The 16984-nt window shown below is 46.1% G+C and carries 14 protein-coding genes; 11 read left to right on the top strand and 3 right to left on the bottom strand.

Annotated features, from left to right (window positions below; all coding sequences use genetic code 11):
• Window positions 1-35 precede the first annotated feature (35 nt).
• A complete protein-coding gene (gene mnmE, locus H9J30_RS18890) occupies window positions 36-1397 on the top strand; it encodes a tRNA uridine-5-carboxymethylaminomethyl(34) synthesis GTPase MnmE (protein WP_240132420.1) in 1362 nt (453 codons plus the stop codon).
• Between the two features lie 198 nt (window positions 1398-1595).
• Here mnmE and H9J30_RS18885 read toward each other — a convergent pair whose 3' ends face one another.
• Together H9J30_RS18885 and H9J30_RS18880 are read right to left on the bottom strand one after the other, a co-directional pair.
• On the bottom strand, window positions 1596-2663 hold the full coding sequence (locus H9J30_RS18885) for an ATP-binding protein (RefSeq protein ID WP_240132419.1): 1068 nt from the start codon (window positions 2661-2663) through the stop codon (window positions 1596-1598).
• Window positions 2660-3388 (bottom strand): response regulator, encoded by a 729-nt coding sequence (locus H9J30_RS18880; RefSeq protein ID WP_240132418.1) that lies wholly within the window; start codon window positions 3386-3388, stop codon window positions 2660-2662. The genes H9J30_RS18885 and H9J30_RS18880 overlap by 4 nt, the downstream gene beginning before the upstream one ends.
• Before the next feature lie 161 nt (window positions 3389-3549).
• On the opposite strand from H9J30_RS18880, the gene H9J30_RS18875 reads away from it, so the two are divergent.
• Together H9J30_RS18875 and H9J30_RS18870 are read left to right on the top strand one after the other, a co-directional pair.
• Entirely contained in the window at window positions 3550-4704 is a 1155-nt protein-coding gene (locus tag H9J30_RS18875; protein ID WP_240132417.1) for an efflux RND transporter periplasmic adaptor subunit, read from the top strand.
• A 14-nt stretch (window positions 4705-4718) separates the two neighbouring features.
• Window positions 4719-7838 carry a multidrug efflux RND transporter permease subunit gene (locus H9J30_RS18870; RefSeq protein ID WP_240132416.1) on the top strand — a complete coding sequence of 1040 codons (3120 nt, stop codon included), beginning with the start codon at window positions 4719-4721 and terminating at the stop codon, window positions 7836-7838.
• A 415-nt stretch (window positions 7839-8253) separates the two neighbouring features.
• On the opposite strand, the gene H9J30_RS18865 is transcribed toward H9J30_RS18870, so the two are convergent.
• On the bottom strand, window positions 8254-9804 hold the full coding sequence (locus H9J30_RS18865) for a POT family MFS transporter (protein WP_240132415.1): 1551 nt from the start codon (window positions 9802-9804) through the stop codon (window positions 8254-8256).
• A 179-nt stretch (window positions 9805-9983) separates the two neighbouring features.
• On the opposite strand from H9J30_RS18865, the gene mioC reads away from it, so the two are divergent.
• The 8 genes from mioC to atpE all read left to right on the top strand — a co-directional run bounded on the left by mioC (window position 9984) and on the right by atpE (window position 16982).
• Window positions 9984-10424: an FMN-binding protein MioC gene (gene mioC, locus H9J30_RS18860; RefSeq protein WP_240132414.1), complete on the top strand. Its 441-nt coding sequence runs from the start codon at window positions 9984-9986 to the stop codon at window positions 10422-10424.
• A gap of 440 nt (window positions 10425-10864) precedes the next feature.
• The gene (mnmG, locus tag H9J30_RS18855; RefSeq protein WP_240132413.1) at window positions 10865-12754 is read left to right on the top strand and encodes a tRNA uridine-5-carboxymethylaminomethyl(34) synthesis enzyme MnmG; all 1890 of its coding nucleotides are present in this window, start codon (window positions 10865-10867) and stop codon (window positions 12752-12754) included.
• Between the two features lie 117 nt (window positions 12755-12871).
• A complete protein-coding gene (rsmG, locus tag H9J30_RS18850; RefSeq protein ID WP_240132412.1) occupies window positions 12872-13492 on the top strand; it encodes a 16S rRNA (guanine(527)-N(7))-methyltransferase RsmG in 621 nt (206 codons plus the stop codon).
• Window positions 13493-13567: 75 nt separating this feature from the next.
• Window positions 13568-14356, top strand: a complete 789-nt coding sequence (locus H9J30_RS18845) for a ParA family protein (RefSeq protein WP_240132411.1) — start codon at window positions 13568-13570, stop codon at window positions 14354-14356.
• 9 nt (window positions 14357-14365) lie between these two features.
• Window positions 14366-15244 carry a ParB/RepB/Spo0J family partition protein gene (locus H9J30_RS18840; RefSeq protein ID WP_240132410.1) on the top strand — a complete coding sequence of 293 codons (879 nt, stop codon included), beginning with the start codon at window positions 14366-14368 and terminating at the stop codon, window positions 15242-15244.
• A 225-nt stretch (window positions 15245-15469) separates the two neighbouring features.
• Window positions 15470-15853, top strand: a complete 384-nt coding sequence (locus H9J30_RS18835; protein WP_011074336.1) for an ATP synthase subunit I — start codon at window positions 15470-15472, stop codon at window positions 15851-15853.
• 12 nt (window positions 15854-15865) lie between these two features.
• Window positions 15866-16660 (top strand): F0F1 ATP synthase subunit A, encoded by a 795-nt coding sequence (gene atpB / locus H9J30_RS18830; RefSeq protein ID WP_240132409.1) that lies wholly within the window; start codon window positions 15866-15868, stop codon window positions 16658-16660.
• A 70-nt stretch (window positions 16661-16730) separates the two neighbouring features.
• Window positions 16731-16982 (top strand): F0F1 ATP synthase subunit C, encoded by a 252-nt coding sequence (atpE, locus tag H9J30_RS18825; RefSeq protein WP_006083840.1) that lies wholly within the window; start codon window positions 16731-16733, stop codon window positions 16980-16982.
• Window positions 16983-16984 lie beyond the last annotated feature (2 nt).

Raw genomic sequence — 16984 nt, 5'->3', positions numbered from 1 at the left:
TTTAGATGATTTGATCGATATTAATGGGTATTTCCGTGACAACTGACACTATCGTGGCACAGGCCACCGCGCCCGGACGGGGCGGCGTGGGTATCATTCGTATATCTGGTGATAAGGCAACCGATGTGGCCATGGCTATATTGGGTCATTTACCTAAACCCCGTTACGCCGATTACTGTGACTTTAAAAATGCCTCTGGCCAAGTCATAGACCAAGGCATTGCCTTGTTCTTTAAAGGCCCAAACTCCTTCACCGGTGAAGATGTTTTAGAGCTACAGGGCCACGGGGGGCAAATCGTTCTCGACATGCTGATCAAACGCGTGCTCGAAGTTGAAGGCATCCGTATCGCTAAACCCGGCGAGTTTAGCGAACAAGCCTTTATGAACGATAAGCTCGACTTAACTCAAGCCGAAGCCATTGCCGACCTTATTGATGCCACCAGTGAACAAGCGGCCAAAAGCGCGCTGCAATCGCTCCAAGGTGAGTTTTCAAAAGAAGTACACGAGCTGGTGGACCAAGTCACCCATCTGCGTTTATACGTCGAAGCGGCAATTGATTTCCCCGATGAAGAAGTTGACTTTTTAAGTGACGGTAAAATTGCCAACTCGCTCTACAAAATCATCGATAAACTCAGCGCCGTCCAAGCCAGTGCCAAGCAAGGCTCTATCATTCGTGAAGGAATGAAGGTGGTGATTGCTGGTAGGCCAAATGCCGGAAAATCTAGCCTACTCAACGCCCTCGCAGGTAAAGAGTCGGCCATTGTGACCGAAATAGCCGGCACCACACGCGATGTGCTGCGCGAACATATCCATTTAGATGGTATGCCGCTGCATATTATAGATACCGCTGGTTTACGCGATACAACCGATACAGTTGAACAAATTGGTATCGAACGCGCGTGGAATGAAATCAACAGTGCCGATCGGGTGTTATTTATGGTCGATGGCACCACCACGGATGCTGTCGATCCCCACGATATTTGGCCCGATTTTATCGATCGCCTCCCCGCCAATTTAGGGGTAACGGTTATCCGTAATAAAGCGGATCTTACCGGTGAAAACCTCAAAATGACCGAAGAAAAAGGCTATAGCGTGTATCGGATTTCGGCCAAAACGGGTCTTGGTGTAGATGAGTTAAAACAGCACCTAAAATCGCTAATGGGTTATCAAAGCAACCTCGAAGGTGGCTTTATCGCCCGTCGTCGTCACCTTGAGGCCTTAGAGATAGCCGCAAACCACCTGCAACTAGGTAAAGAACAATTAGAAGTTTACCTCGCGGGCGAACTATTAGCGGAAGAACTCAGAATGGCGCAACTCGCCCTGTCTGAAATCACTGGCCGTTTTACCTCAGACGATCTACTCGGCAAAATTTTTAGTTCATTCTGTATTGGGAAGTAAAATAGTAAAACGCATCAAACCAAATCAAAACAACATTATGATTTTAAAATAATTTTGTTTTACTTGGAGATGAGTGATTTGAAGGGTTTTGTCGACTCTAGCACCAAATGTGTTCCAAAAATAAATTCTGGAACACATTTGGAATGCAATAAAATCGTTTAAAATCAAAACACATACAGTATTAGACAATAATGACGCCTATGCTTGCTTAATTGGCCAACAAAGGATGAATACTGTTCCACCACAGCCAGATGGCAAGCAAACCGCACTGCCACCATGGGCTTCAATAACAGCCTTAACCACAGCAAGACCAAGCCCGCTACCGCCACTTTTTCGTGAGCGAGAAGGATCGACTCGACGAAATGCTTCGAATACGTGACTGGCGACAGCATCAGGGATACCAGGTCCCTCATCTTCCACACTTAGATAGCAATTATCATCCGAATGATAGAGCCGCACGGTTAACTCGCCGGGATCTGCATGCTGGCGAGCATTTTCTAGTAGTGCGATTAGCGCCTGACGGATACGGATGGCATCACAGTAAACTTGAAGGCTAAAATCGAGTTCCAACTTAAGTTTGAGTCCTCTGGCATCTAAAACCGCTGCAAAGGTCTCAATCACAGTACTAAGTTCATCCGCTAAACAAACCTCTACACGATGTAACTCTAAGTGGCCACTGTCGTTGAGGCTAAGCACTCGTAAATCTTCTATCAAGTGATTTAAGCCTTCGACCTGCCGTAACAATCCCTCGAACAATTCACTATTAGGACTAAAAACACCTTCTGCTAAGCCCTGCAATCGACCACGCAAAATGGTGACCGGAGTGCGAAGCTCATGGGCAATGGCCGCATTCCAAAACTCCCGTTCGCGGGTCATGCACTCTAAGCGCTCAGCCATCGCATTAAAGTCACTGACCAGTTGAGCGGTTTCTCCCATAGTATCTTGATCCATTTGCGCACGCGCGTTGAGTTTACCCAAGGCGACTTCGCGTAGACTATATGCCACAGAATTCAATGGATTAAGGATTCGCCGAGACAGACGAATAGCGACAAAAAGCGACATCCCCAATGCGGCGGCGATAGTGCAAACAATCCAGATCATCTCCACCCGAGAAGGCATCCAAGTTTCAGAAATACTGCCAGGCAAGTAGGTCACCGCAATAGCATAGAAAACATAGGAACCAAACACCGACAGGAAAATAATCCCCAGCGTCATTGCCGCTAAGGATTGAATAATTTGCCTGCGTAAACCCGGTGTTTGCCTCATACTTCACCACCAAAGCGATAGCCAACCCCCCAGACACTGAGCGGCACTCCTTGAATATTAAGGGCTTCAAGCTTTTTACGCAGCTTACTGATATGACTATCTACAGTGCGTTCCTGAGTATCACCTTCGGGCAAGCAATTAATCAGCAGCTCCTCACGGCTAAAAGCACGTTTTGGCGCCCGCATCAGACAGGCTAACAGTTTAAATTCAGTGAGTGTCAGATCGAGTATTTGCTGCTGACCGTTACAGATTACGCTAGCCTCGTGGTTGTCTAAGTCGATTTGGAACTGGCCGACGCGCAATATTTGACTATTGGTAGACGGGTTAATTCGGACGCGTCGCAACACAGCTTGAACCCTCGCCACCACCTCGGCGGGATTGAATGGTTTAACCACGTAGTCGTCAGCACCGAGGCGTAATCCCATTAATTTATCGATATCCTGATCAAGCGCGGTGAGCATGATCACTGGTGTATCGCCACGGGAGCGAATTTCATTCAATACCTTCCAGCCATCGAGATTCGGCATCTGTACATCGAGCAGTAATAGATCGGGCTTAAATGTTTGGTGCATAGCTAGCGCTTGGATACCATCGATAGCGTGTTGAGTTCGCAGCCCACTGCGCTGTAAATAGGCAATCAGGATCTCGGCAATCTCGGCTTCATCTTCGGCAATCAGTACAAGTGCCGAAGTCATCTGACTTTTTGTGGCATTGAGATTGGACATGAATAGCTCCAAGGCTGAAATTGAAGAACTTTATCACTCCCTCCACACATTCTCCACAAAGCCTCGAATAATTCGCAATAGCGACTCGTCATAATTCAATGAGTTCTCAAGCATTGGTCAATGTCATCAGTGAGAACATAGCACATTGAGGAGAGTTGGTTATGTTCAGCAAAAAACGGCATTTAAACTTGGTATTCCTGGTAGGAATTGCCGTAATGGGATTGATGGGTTGCGACTCCGCGAAGCAGGAGGAAAATCCCCCCTCTCTAATTCAGGTTTCTGTAATCACATTGGATAACGAAGCACTATTGGTCACTGAAGATCTACCTGGGCGCGTTGTTGCAGTTCGCAGTGCAGAGATCCGCGCGCAAGTTAGCGGCATAGTTCAACGTCGTCTGTTCGAACAAGGCAGCGAGGTAACATCTGGCACAGTACTGTTCCAAATCGATCCTGCACAATTTAAAGCCGATGTTGCTATTACGGCGGCCGCCTTGCAGCGAGCCGAAGCCGTATTGGTTCGTTCTCGCCAGGAAACGGCACGCTTGGCCTCCCTGTTAAAAACCGAAGCGGTTAGCCAACAAATGTTTGATGATGCAATTTCCCTGCGCGATCAAGCCGCAGCAGATGTCGCCCAATCCCAAGCGACACTTACGCGGCGCCAGTTAGATTTAGAATTTGCCAGCGTCAAAGCCCCTATCTCAGGGCAAATTGATCAAGCCTTAGTGAGTGAAGGAGCCTTAGTCTCACCGACTGATACCACCCCAATGGCGAGGATCCAACAAATTGACCAAGTGTATGTCGATGTTCGACTGCCAGCATCTATGTTAGACAGCATGCGTCAGCAAGCAAACGAAGCTAACCCAGAGTTAAGCGAAGAGATCCTGAGCAGCAGCGGAGAGTCTCTTGGCATGAAAGGTCATATCTTATTTTCGGGCTCCGAAGTGGATACAGGTACTGGCGATGTACTGCTGCGTATACTCGTTGATAATCCACAACATCGCCTATTGCCCGGTCTTTTCGTAAAAGCTCGGGTTCCAAAGACTTACTATTCTTCCACTCTGAGAGTGCCACAACAGACGGTCACCCGTAAGGCGGGTCAACCCCAAGTATGGGTACTCAATGCGGAGGGCAAGGTACAGCCAGTAGCAATTAAAGTCGATGAGCTAGTGGCAGGCCGCTACCGCGTGATATCAGGACTATCTGCTGGCCAGCAGATAGTCGTTGAAGGCATCGAACGCCTAAGTCCTGATGCACAGGTTCATGCTCGGCTTTGGCAACCCACAGCAGAGCAGCAATTAAGTGCCGATGTGCGCTGATTTGGAGACATACCATGCCACAGTTTTTTATTAACCGCCCAGTATTTGCATGGGTGATCGCCCTCTTTATCGTACTGATTGGTGTCATCTCGATTCCGCAATTACCTATCTCTCGCTACCCTTCGGTTGCCCCCGTGTCGGTGAGCATTTATGCCGCTTATCCAGGAGCCACGCCACAAACACTTAATGACTCTGTGATAAGCCTTGTCGAACGTGAACTATCGGGGGTAAAAAACCTACTGTACTTTGAATCATCAGTTGACAGCTCAGGCAGTGCACAAATTACCGCCACCTTCAAACCGGGGACAGATGCGGAACTTGCCCAAGTTGATGTGCAAAATCGCATTAAGGCAGTCGAACCACGCTTACCTCAAGTAGTACGGCAGAGCGGTCTACAGGTTGAGTCGGCGGCATCGAGCTTTCTGATGATGATTGGCATGACGTCACCTAATGGTCAATTCGACGAAGTCGCGCTAAACGACTATTTGGCGCGAAATGTTGTCGAGCAACTACGCCGAATCGACGGTGTGGGACGAGTGCAATTATTTGGAGCAGAGCAAGCCATGCGTGTCTGGGTTGACCCCAATAAACTCACCGCCTATAGCCTGACAATGAACGACCTCGCTCTGGCGATTGAACAGCAGAACGCACAAATCGCCCTTGGCCGACTCGGGGATGAACCAGCCTTGCCTGGACAACGCCTAACAGTCCCATTGACCGTACAAGGACAACTGACCACACCCGAGGAGTTCGCCGCTATTGTCTTACGTTCAAGTGTCGATGGCGCCAAATTGGTGTTGGCAGATGTGGCTAGAGTTGAGCTGGGCGCTCAGTCCTATGGTTTTTCGAACCGTGAGAATGGCGTAAGGGCAACCAGTGCCGCGATTCAACTATCCCCGGGCGCCAACGCCGTTCGCACCGCTTCAGCTGTGCGAGAACGCTTAGCCGAACTAGCAACCAGCATGCCCTCAGGCATGAGCTATTCGGTGCCCTTCGACACTGCACCCTTCGTCAAAGTGTCTATCGAAAAAGTAATCTATACCCTGTTTGAAGCTATGGGCTTAGTGTTTCTGGTCATGTTTCTGTTCTTACAGAAGCTGCGCTACACGCTAATTCCAGCCATCGTCGCCCCCATCGCATTGCTCGGTACCTTTGCCGTAATGTTGCTGGCGGGTTTTTCAATAAATTCGCTGACTATGTTTGGCATGGTATTAGCCATTGGCATTATTGTTGACGACGCTATTGTGGTGGTTGAAAACGTGGAACGGCTGATGGCAACCCAAGGGTTATCTCCAAAAGAAGCGACCTCACGGGCGATGAAGGAAATTACCGGTGCGGTAATTGGTATAACCTTAGTGCTAACGGCGGTGTTTATTCCCATGGCCTTTGGTAACGGCTCGGTGGGCGTGATCTACCAACAATTTAGTTTGTCTATGGCGGTGTCGATCCTAATTTCGGCCTTCCTCGCCCTGTCTTTAACTCCAGCCCTATGTTCGACACTATTGCATCCGGTCAGTGCAGATCACCAACACAAAAGCGGATTTTTTGGTGCTTTTAACCGCGCCTTCGAACGCTTGACGACTCGTTACAGTGCACGGTTAGTGCACTTGGTAGGGCGTAGCGGGCGAATGATGGCAGCATTTGCAGTGATATGCGCTGTACTCGTATTAGCGGTTAAGGAATTACCTTCGTCCTTCCTACCCGACGAAGATCAAGGCTACTTCATGACCTCTATTCAATTACCCACTGGCGCAACGAGCGAACGTACACTAGAAGTGGTAAAAAAATATGAAGCACACGTAGCCACTCGCCCAGCATTGGATACCAACATGGTAGTACAGGGCTTTAGCTTTGCAGGCTCAGGCCCAAACGCCGCCATGGCTTTCACTATGCTCAAAGATTGGGATAAACGTAATGGTGCCACAGCGGCAGAGGAAGCAGAACTAGCACAACAAGCGATGGCAGATAACGTCGAAGGCACAGTCATGAGCCTAATGCCACCTGCCATCGACGAATTAGGCACCTCATCAGGCTTCACTCTATATCTGCAAGATCGAGCCAACCGTGGCGAGGCCTCGTTACTTGCTGCACAGGCGCAACTGCTCGAGTTAGCGGCTCAAAGCAAGGTGGTTAACAATGTCTACCCAGATGGTTTACCGCCCGGTGAAAGCATTAACCTAGATATCAATCGACCAAAAGCCGAGGCTATGGGCCTATCTTTCGCAGTGGTAAGCAGCACGCTTTCGGCGGCCATGGGATCAATGTATGTCAATGATTTTCCAAATAATGGACGTATGCAGCAGGTCATTCTGCAAGCGGAAGCATCTGCACGTATGCAGCTAGATGACGTGCTAAGCCTGCGGGTACGTAATGCTAGCGGTGGCATGGTACCACTGCGAGAAGTCGTGACACCCAAATGGAGTGAATCGCCACAACAAATTGTGCGCTTTCAAGGCTTTCCGGCAGTGCGAATTTCGGGAGGTGCTGCGCCAGGCATTTCCAGCGGAGCCTCTATGGCTGAAATGGAGCGTCTAGTGGCACAGTTGCCACCAGGCTATACGATAGCGTGGACGGGGGCATCATTACAGGAGCGCCAATCGGCTACACAGGCGCCGCTGCTGATGTTGTTGTCTGCGCTGGTGGTATTTTTGGTTCTTGCTGCACTGTACGAAAGCTGGTCAATTCCGCTATCGGTAATGCTGGTAGTACCGCTGGGACTCATCGGAGCCGTAGCAGCGGTTATGCTACGAGGCATGCCTAATGACGTGTTTTTCAAGGTGGGGATGATTACCATCATTGGCCTATCAGCGAAAAACGCCATTCTCATCGTCGAATTTGCCCGCCAATTACACGCCGAGGGACGCAGTTTGGTCGATGCAGCAGTAACCGCTGCACGTCTGCGTCTGCGTCCAATCTTGATGACTTCGCTAGCCTTCACCCTTGGCGTCGTCCCCTTGATGCTTGCAAGCGGCGCGAGTGCAGAAACTCAGCATGCTATCGGCACCGGTGTTTTCGGCGGTATGCTTAGCGGAACCATACTAGCAATATTCTTTGTTCCGATCTTTTTTGTCTTTGTCATCGGCACACAAGACAAGCTAGTAAGACGTAATAATTCCAAAACGACCAAAGGATAAACACCTATACATGTGTACTGAGTGTAGGCTCCTAGGCTCCCCAAGGAATAGTAGTAAGCTAGTCCTAACAATGGCAGGCTTACTACTAGCATGTTGTTGCACGGCCAAATAATAAATTATTTAAATATAAAAGGTTTCAAGTTAATGAATCAAAAGTCTATTTATTACTTCCTACTTTCCCAGATATCCCACTTTTAAAATACTAAAAATTCCCAAGAATGGGTTCTTCCATGGCAAAACCTAACAAAAGGTTGCACTCTACATGTGCGCCAATCGCTTTCTAACACTTTGAGTGTTTTTTTACATTTTTAGTTTCTGCATCGGGAAATAGACAATCCATTAAATTTAAGCCAATAAAAAGCCCATTATTTTCATGGGCTTTTTTGTTTTCAAACTCAACACGGTAAGCGCTGCGTTATGTCACTTGCCGATAGTGATCTTGCATTTGATATGAACGGGCATAAAGCGCGAATATCAATGCCGCCAAGATGGCAAATCCCGCGAAGAAAAACATCTGGAACGCCGTAATACTGATCCCCGTTTGGGCAATTTGCTCCGTCACCGCCGGGCTTTTCACGCTGACGTTCGCCAGCAATACCCAGAGGTTACCGACAGTGACCGACAGAGTCCAAAAACTCATAATAGTCCCTTTCATTGCTTTGGGAGCCTGACTGTAAGCAAACTCTAATCCAGTGGCAGATACCAGTACCTCACCAAAGGTCAGTAAGGCATAAGGTAAGATTTGCCAGAAAATGGAGAGTGCCGAACCGCCATCCATCACTAATTGAATGCTACCAACCACAATCCAACTTAGCCCCGTGATCGCAATACCCGCTCCCATTTTGCGTAGCGCAGTCAGTTTAATCCCCATACGCTCAATGGCTGGATATAACACAAAGTTATTGAATGGGATCAAAAGCATCACTAACAGTGGATTCAAGGCTTGCATCATGGCAGGCTCAAACCAATCAGGCTTAGTCATATCGTTAGCTTGTAAAATCCAAGTCGAAGCCTTTTGATCGAATAGCGACCAAAATGGGGTCACCAAAGCAAATAAAACCAAAATTCGAAGAACTGAACGCACACCATCTACCGCAGCATCTGGATGACTTTTTCTAGCGCGTTCAAGTTGTAACGAAGCGCCGACGCCAACAAATCCCATCACTAGCACCATGGCACTACAAAGGCCTGCAACAATGCCAAGGGTTGGAATATTAACCAGCGCATAGGCCGCAGAAACGCCACCGATGAGTGCAAGCACTAAACCGATATTTCCCTTACCTTCCACCTTAGTAAGCAATGCGCTGCGGATCACAGGTAAAAAACCATGGGGATCTTTTGGTTCTGGCGGCATATGCACATAACGCTTACGACCTAACCAGAAAAATACCGTCGCGACAAACATCAGCACACCAGGGATCCCAAAAGCCACGGCAGCACCAAAATTCTTAAGTAACAGTGGCATAGATAATGATGCGAAGAAGGAACCAAAGTTGATCGTAAAATAGAACATATCAAAGGCCTTTTGAGCCAACGACTTATTACTTTGATCAAATTGATCGCCCATAAAGGAAGATACTAAAGGTTTTATCCCACCAGAACCTAAAGCAATTAAAAATAACCCAGTATAAAAACCTTGCACACTGTGCTCAAAAATAGCCAAGAAAGCATGGCCAACACAATAAATCAAACTTAACCATAAGATAGTATTGTATTTACCAAAAAAACGATCGGCTATCCAACCACCCAGTAAGGGGAAAAAGTACACACCTATGACAAAGGAGTGAAACACATCCTTTGCCACTGCTCCGCGGAGCTCCTCAGGGATAGACAGCAAAAGTGCCGTCATTAAGAAAGGTGTTAGAATATTGCGCATGCCGTAAAAGCTAAAACGCTCACAGGCTTCACTGGCAATAATATAGGGGATTTGACGTGGCCATTTTGGCGCATCAACAGGTGTAGTCATCTGTTATCCTATTATAATTGTTATAAAAAACTTACGGTTATAGGTATAAAACCAAGATTGCAGCCAAGAATACTAACAGACTGCAAATCAATATTGGCTAAATTTATACAACAAAACACGGTAAATAGATGTAAACCCCAAAAATGATAGAAAATTAACGACCACAGAGAGCAGTAACCATGACCAAGATCGCGATATTAGTCGGTACCACCCTCGGCAGCAGCGAATATATAGCAGATGAAATGCAGGCTCAGCTAGCCCCTTTAGGACATGAGGTAAATACCTTCCTGCATCCAACGCTAGATGGGCTAAAACCCTATCCCCTCTGGATCCTTGTTTCATCCACCCACGGCGCTGGTGATCTTCCCGATAATTTACAGCCATTTTGTAAAGAACTTCTACTCAACACGCCAGATCTTACCCAAGTAAAATTCGCATTATGTGCCATTGGCGATTCAAGTTATGACACCTTTTGCCAAGGCCCAGAGAAGCTAATAGAAGCACTTGAATATAGCGGTGCAAAAGCCGTTGTGGATAAGATCCAGATCGATGTACAACAAGATCCTGTGCCAGAAGACCCAGCTTTAGCGTGGTTGGCACAATGGCAAGATCAAATTTAAGATCTTCTTTTGCAAAATACCTTAAACAACCCACAGTTTAGATCCTATTTATCCACAAAAAACTAATTTTATGTATATTTTTGTGGATAAACTATTATTTAGATCTGATCAACCTCTGTGCTATTCACATCATGATCCGCTCAAAGATCCACCCTGTGGATAAAAGGCGGATCTATCCCCATCTTTTATGGTAATAGATCTCGCGTAGATCACAGGATTGATTACACGTTACATAATGATCTAAAAGGGAAAATAGGCTTACCCACAGCAAAGTGCGATCCTAATAGTAAACATAATAAGAAGATCTATATAAAGATCTTAAGATCTATTAGTCCCGATCCACCGGATCTATTTTCGAAAAATGATCATTCACCTGATTCAAAGCAAATGCTAAAATGATCGGCTATTGTTGGGTCTCATAAGTTATTAAAGGTAAGGTCATGCATTTTCATGAACGGTTTGATGTTATTGTTGTTGGTGGTGGTCACGCCGGGACTGAAGCCGCATTGGCAGCAGCAAGAATGGGCTCTAAGACATTATTGCTAACGCATAATCTTGATACTTTAGGACAAATGTCATGTAATCCTGCGATCGGGGGCATTGGTAAAGGTCATCTAGTCAAAGAAATTGATGCCTTAGGCGGTGCAATGGCGATCGCTACCGACTATGCAGGGATCCAATTTAGAACCTTAAACTCGAGTAAAGGTCCAGCAGTAAGAGCGACTCGTGCTCAAGCAGATCGCGCTTTATATCGTCAAAAGATCCAAAATATTCTGCAAAACCAAGCTAATTTACGTATTTTCCAACAAGCAGTAGATGATCTTGTTGTGGAAAACGATCACGTTGTTGGTGTAGTTACTCAAATGGGTTTAGCCTTTGAAGCATCAGCGGTAGTGCTAACTGCTGGAACCTTCCTCAGTGGTAAGATCCATATCGGTTTAGAGAATTACAGCGGCGGCCGCGCTGGCGATCCACCATCCATCGCACTGGCCCATCGCTTACGCGAATTACCTATTCGTGTCGGTCGGTTAAAAACCGGTACACCACCACGTATTGATGCCAATACAATTGATTTTTCGCAAATGACCGAACAAAAAGGCGATACACCATTACCTGTGATGTCATTTATGGGTGATGTAAGTCATCATCCTAAGCAGATTTCTTGCTGGATCACCCATACCAATGAAAAAACTCACGATATTATTCGTGGCGGCTTAGATAGAAGCCCAATGTATTCAGGTGTGATCGAGGGGATCGGTCCACGTTACTGTCCGTCAATTGAAGATAAGATCCATCGTTTTTCAGATAAATCATCGCACCAGATCTTTATCGAGCCGGAAGGATTAACCACTAACGAGATCTACCCTAACGGCATATCCACCAGCCTCCCATTTGATGTGCAGTTAAATTTAGTTCGTTCGATCAAAGGCATGGAAAATGCTGAGATTGTGCGTCCTGGTTATGCGATTGAGTATGATTATTTTGATCCTAGAGATCTTAAAAACTCATTAGAAACTAAAACTATCAATGGGTTATTTTTCGCAGGCCAAATCAACGGCACTACAGGTTATGAAGAAGCCGGTGCCCAAGGTTTACTCGCTGGGATGAACGCAGCACTGCAAGTTCAAGGCAAAGAAGCATGGTGCCCTCGCCGTGATGAAGCTTACATTGGCGTATTAGTTGATGATTTATCAACTTTGGGCACGAAAGAACCCTACCGCATGTTCACTAGCCGTGCGGAATATCGTTTATTGCTCCGTGAAGATAACGCCGATCTGCGTTTAACGGCCAAAGGGCGTGAGCTCGGTTTAGTGGATGATGCTCGCTGGGCTGCATTCAGTGAAAAAATGGAATCGATCGAGTTAGAGTTACAACGTCTTCGTAGCCAATGGATCCATCCCAATTCACCATTGGTACCAGTGTTAAATCCGCATTTAAACACGCCGATCTCCCGTGAAGCGTCGTTTGAAGAGCTGCTGCGTCGTCCTGAAATGGATTACAACAAACTGATGCAGATTGAAGGCTTTGGTCCAGGACTTGCCGATCCGCTCGCTGCTGAGCAGGTACAGATCCAAGTGAAATACTCTGGCTATATCCAACGTCAGCAGGAAGAGATTAACAAAGCCGTACGTAACGAAAATACGGGGCTGCCATTAAACCTTGATTACAAAGAGGTTCCAGGGCTTTCAAATGAGGTTATTGCTAAGTTAAATAGCCATAAGCCCGAAACCATTGGCCAAGCATCGCGTATTTCTGGTATTACTCCGGCAGCGATTTCAATCTTGCTTGTACATTTGAAAAAACGCGGTTTATTACGCAAGAGCGCGTAAAAGCGAGCTTAATCGCCAGTTTGGTCGCAGAAGGGAAGCATTCAGGCTTCCCTTCGACGTTTCAGGGCTTCATAATAGCCAACGAGTTTATCATCGCATCTTTATTGAGGTTGTTCAGTGTTATCTGCCCAGTTAGAGGCCTATTTAGCCGAAATTAATCTGCCCGCCACCGCTGAGCAGAAAAAACAACTGCTTGATTTTGTTGGCATGCTCAACAAATGGAATAAAGCCTATAACTTAACGTCTGTAAGGGATCCTGAGATCATGCTTGTCCGTCATATTATGGACAGCTTAGTGGTTTCGATACATCTGCAAGGTGATCGCTTTATTGATGTAGGTACTGGACCTGGGCTTCCTGCTATTCCGCTAGCGATTATGAATCCAGATAAAACCTTTGTATTACTCGATAGCTTAGGTAAACGTATTCGTTTTCAAAAGCAGGTCGCCTTTGAACTCGGTATTCATAATATTAGCTCGATAGAGAGTCGAGTTGAGGCCTATCAACCTGAGCAGAAGTTTGATGGTGTGCTGAGCCGTGCCTTTGCGTCAATCCATGATATGTTGACATGGTGCCATCATTTACCCGCTGAACATGGGCAATTTTATGCGCTCAAGGGACAACTGAGTGATGAAGAGATGCAACAAATCCCAGCTGGATTTGTGGTGACCGAAACCATCGAACTCAAAGTGCCTAAACTCGATGAGCAAAGACATTTACTCAAAATAATCAAAGAATAACAGGCTTAAAGCTCCTCATTTTTGCATGGATTTTTAAGTAGGCAATAAACCAGAATTTACATACAGGGTGACATTGTGGGTAAAGTAATTGCCGTGGCCAACCAGAAAGGTGGCGTAGGGAAAACAACAACGTGTGTCAACTTAGCGGCTTCTTTAGCGGCGACTAAGCGCAAAGTACTGCTCATCGATCTCGATCCTCAGGGCAATGCCACAATGGGCAGTGGCGTCGATAAATATGAAGTCGAAAATACGGCTTACGAATTATTGGTAGAAGAAAAGCCCTTTAATGACATAGTGGTGAAAGATACCACGGGTAAATACGATCTGATTGCCAGTAATGGTGATGTCACGGCAGCTGAAATCAAGCTGATGGAGTTTTTCGCCCGTGAAGTTCGCCTGCGTAATGCGCTGGCGCCAATAAAAGATCAATACGATTATATCTTTATCGATTGCCCTCCTTCACTCAATATGCTGACGGTAAATGCGATGTCAGCAGCAGATTCTGTGCTCGTACCTATGCAGTGTGAGTATTTTGCGCTTGAAGGCTTAACAGCACTTATTGATACCATTACCAAGTTGGCGGCCGTGGTTAACCCTGTGCTGGGTATCGAAGGGATTCTACGGACTATGTATGATCCCCGTAATCGTCTCTCAAATGATGTGTCCGATCAGCTAAAACAACATTTTGGTGATAAGGTCTACCGTACAGTTATCCCTCGAAATGTGCGCTTGGCTGAAGCGCCGAGCTTTGGTGCGCCTGCGATGTATTACGATAAGTCGAGCGCGGGCGCTAAAGCATATCTGGCATTGGCTGGTGAAATGATCCGCCGTTCCGAACAGAACATTCAGGCTAAGCGAGCGTAAAGGATAACCATGACGTTAAAGAAAAGAGGGTTAGGTAAAGGGCTAGATGCTTTACTGAGCCATAGTCACGCCGCCAATAAAAAACAGACGGAAGAAGTGGCTGTTGTCGATAAAAAAGAAGAGCTGATTCATTTAGATCTCGACCTTTTACAGCCTGGAAAGTATCAACCACGTAAAGACATGTCTCCAGAAGCCTTGGAAGAATTAGCCCATTCGATTCGCAATCAAGGCATTATCCAGCCAATTGTGGTACGCCCTGTGAGTGAGACCCAGTATGAGATCATCGCGGGTGAACGCCGTTGGCGTGCTTCTCAATTGGCTGGTGTGGATAAAATTCCCTGTATTGTAAAACCTGTTCCCGATGAAGCTGCTGTTGCTATCGCGTTGATCGAAAATATTCAACGTGAAGACTTAAATGCGATGGAAGAAGCCATAGCATTACAACGTTTAATGCAAGAATTTGAACTGACTCACCAACAGGTTGCCGATGTTGTGGGAAAATCTCGGGCGAGTGTATCTAACTTGTTGCGTTTAAACGGTTTAAATGAACCGGTTAAGCGTCTACTCGAGTATGGCGATATTGATATGGGCCATGCGCGCGCTTTACTCGCAATTGAGGGTGAAGAACAAACAAACCTGGCGAGATTAGTTGCAGCCAAGGAATTAACCGTTCGTGAAACTGAACGATTAATTAATCAAACCTTAAATCCGCCCAAACCCGTCGAAACTACGACTAAAGATCAAGATGTTTGTCGTTTAGAGCAGCAGTTAATTGAAAGATTAGGTGCCAAAGTTTCGATAGCTCATAGCAGTAAGGGTAAGGGTAAAATTGTAATTAACTATCAGAATCTGGCTGAATTAGACGGAATTCTTAGCAAAATTCGTTAATGTCTGTAGATTAACAGTTTTTAATGTAAATTTGTGACATTTGTTAATTTTGGATTTTGACTGTTTTGGCGCTATATCACGTTAAAAGTGCTGTTTTTCCTTATCTCTAAGTTGCAATGAAGGCGTGAAAAGGTATACTTTCGCAAGCTTTTTGTGCATGGACATAAATACGGATATTTGTCATCCGGTCATCGAAACAAAAAGTATAAATGCGGAGAAGATGAGTTGAGTAAGGTTTTAGCGCGCCGTGGCCGGTGGTCAGCCTATAAATTGGTGATGATGCAGGCGGCGGTGGCTGGGGGTGCTTCAATTCTCTTTTTCGTCGTGTGGGGAGTTCAGTTTGGCTATTCTGCGTTAGCAGGTGGTTCAATTGCTGTACTCCCTAATTTTGTATTCGCGACCCTCGCTTTCTCCCATACGGGAGCAAGTTCAGCTGCAAAAGTGATTAAAACTTTTTACTGGGGGGAAGCGGTAAAGTTGCTGTTAACCATAGCAATGTTTTCGCTAGTGTTTATCAATCTTAAGGTCGCATTTATGCCGCTTTTTGTTTGTTACGTGCTGACGTTAATCGTGCATTGGACAGCTCCTTTATACTTCAAGCAAAGTTAAGTGGGATGAATCATGGCTGCACCTGGTGAAGCGTTAACACCGCAGGGCTATATCCAGCATCACCTTACCAACCTACACGTTGGTGAAGGTTTCTGGACATGGCACATTGATTCGTTGTTCTTTTCGGTTGGTCTTGGTGTTCTGTTCCTGTGGATTTTCCGTAGTGTTGGTAAAAAAGCGACTTCAGGTGTTCCCGGTAAGCTGCAATGCTTTATCGAGATGATCGTAGAGTTCGTTGATAACAGCGTGAAAGAAAGTTTTCATGGCCGCAATGCCCTGATCGCGCCTTTAGCTCTGACCATTTTTGTATGGGTATTCATGATGAACTTCATGGATATGCTTCCTGTAGACTGGCTACCTTGGTTAGCAAGTTTAGCGGGAATTCCATACTTAAAAGTGGTTCCGACGACTGACGTAAACATCACCTTCAGCTTAGCTATCGGTGTGTTTGTGCTGATTATTTACTACAGCATTAAGGTCAAAGGCGTGTCTGGTTTTGTTAAAGAACTGACGCTACAGCCCTTTAACCATAAGGCAATGATACCCGTCAACCTCCTATTAGAGACTGTTACTTTAATCGCTAAGCCAATTTCATTGGCATTGCGTCTATTTGGTAACTTGTACGCAGGTGAGTTGATCTTCATCCTTATTGCGCTGATGTATGGAACCAACTTGTTATTATCTTCCCTAGGTGTGACTCTGCAACTAGGTTGGTTAATTTTCCACATTTTGGTTATCACGCTGCAGGCGTTTATCTTCATGATGCTGACCATTGTTTATTTAAGCATGGCTCATGAAGATCATTAAGGATTGCTGAAGAAATTTTAAACTAAATCATCAACTAATTAGATTTAGATTTTAGATACTGGAGATACAGATGGAAACGATTTTAGGCATGACAGCTATCGCTGTTGCTCTGCTGATTGGTATGGGTGCTCTTGGTACTGCAATCGGTTTCGGCTTATTAGGTGGCAAGTTCCTGGAAGGCGCTGCGCGTCAACCAGAAATGGCTCCTATGCTGCAAGTTAAAATGTTCATCGTAGCGGGTCTGTTAGACGCCGTAACAATGATCGGTGTTGGTATCGCATTATTCATGCTGTTCACCAACCCGCTGGGTGCAATGCTGTAAGA

This window comes from Shewanella cutis (genome assembly GCF_022410515.1).
Lineage (GTDB): Bacteria > Pseudomonadota > Gammaproteobacteria > Enterobacterales > Shewanellaceae > Shewanella > Shewanella cutis.
The sequence above is the reverse complement of the archived record's forward strand: the minus strand, read 5'-3'. Positions and strand labels throughout refer to the sequence as shown.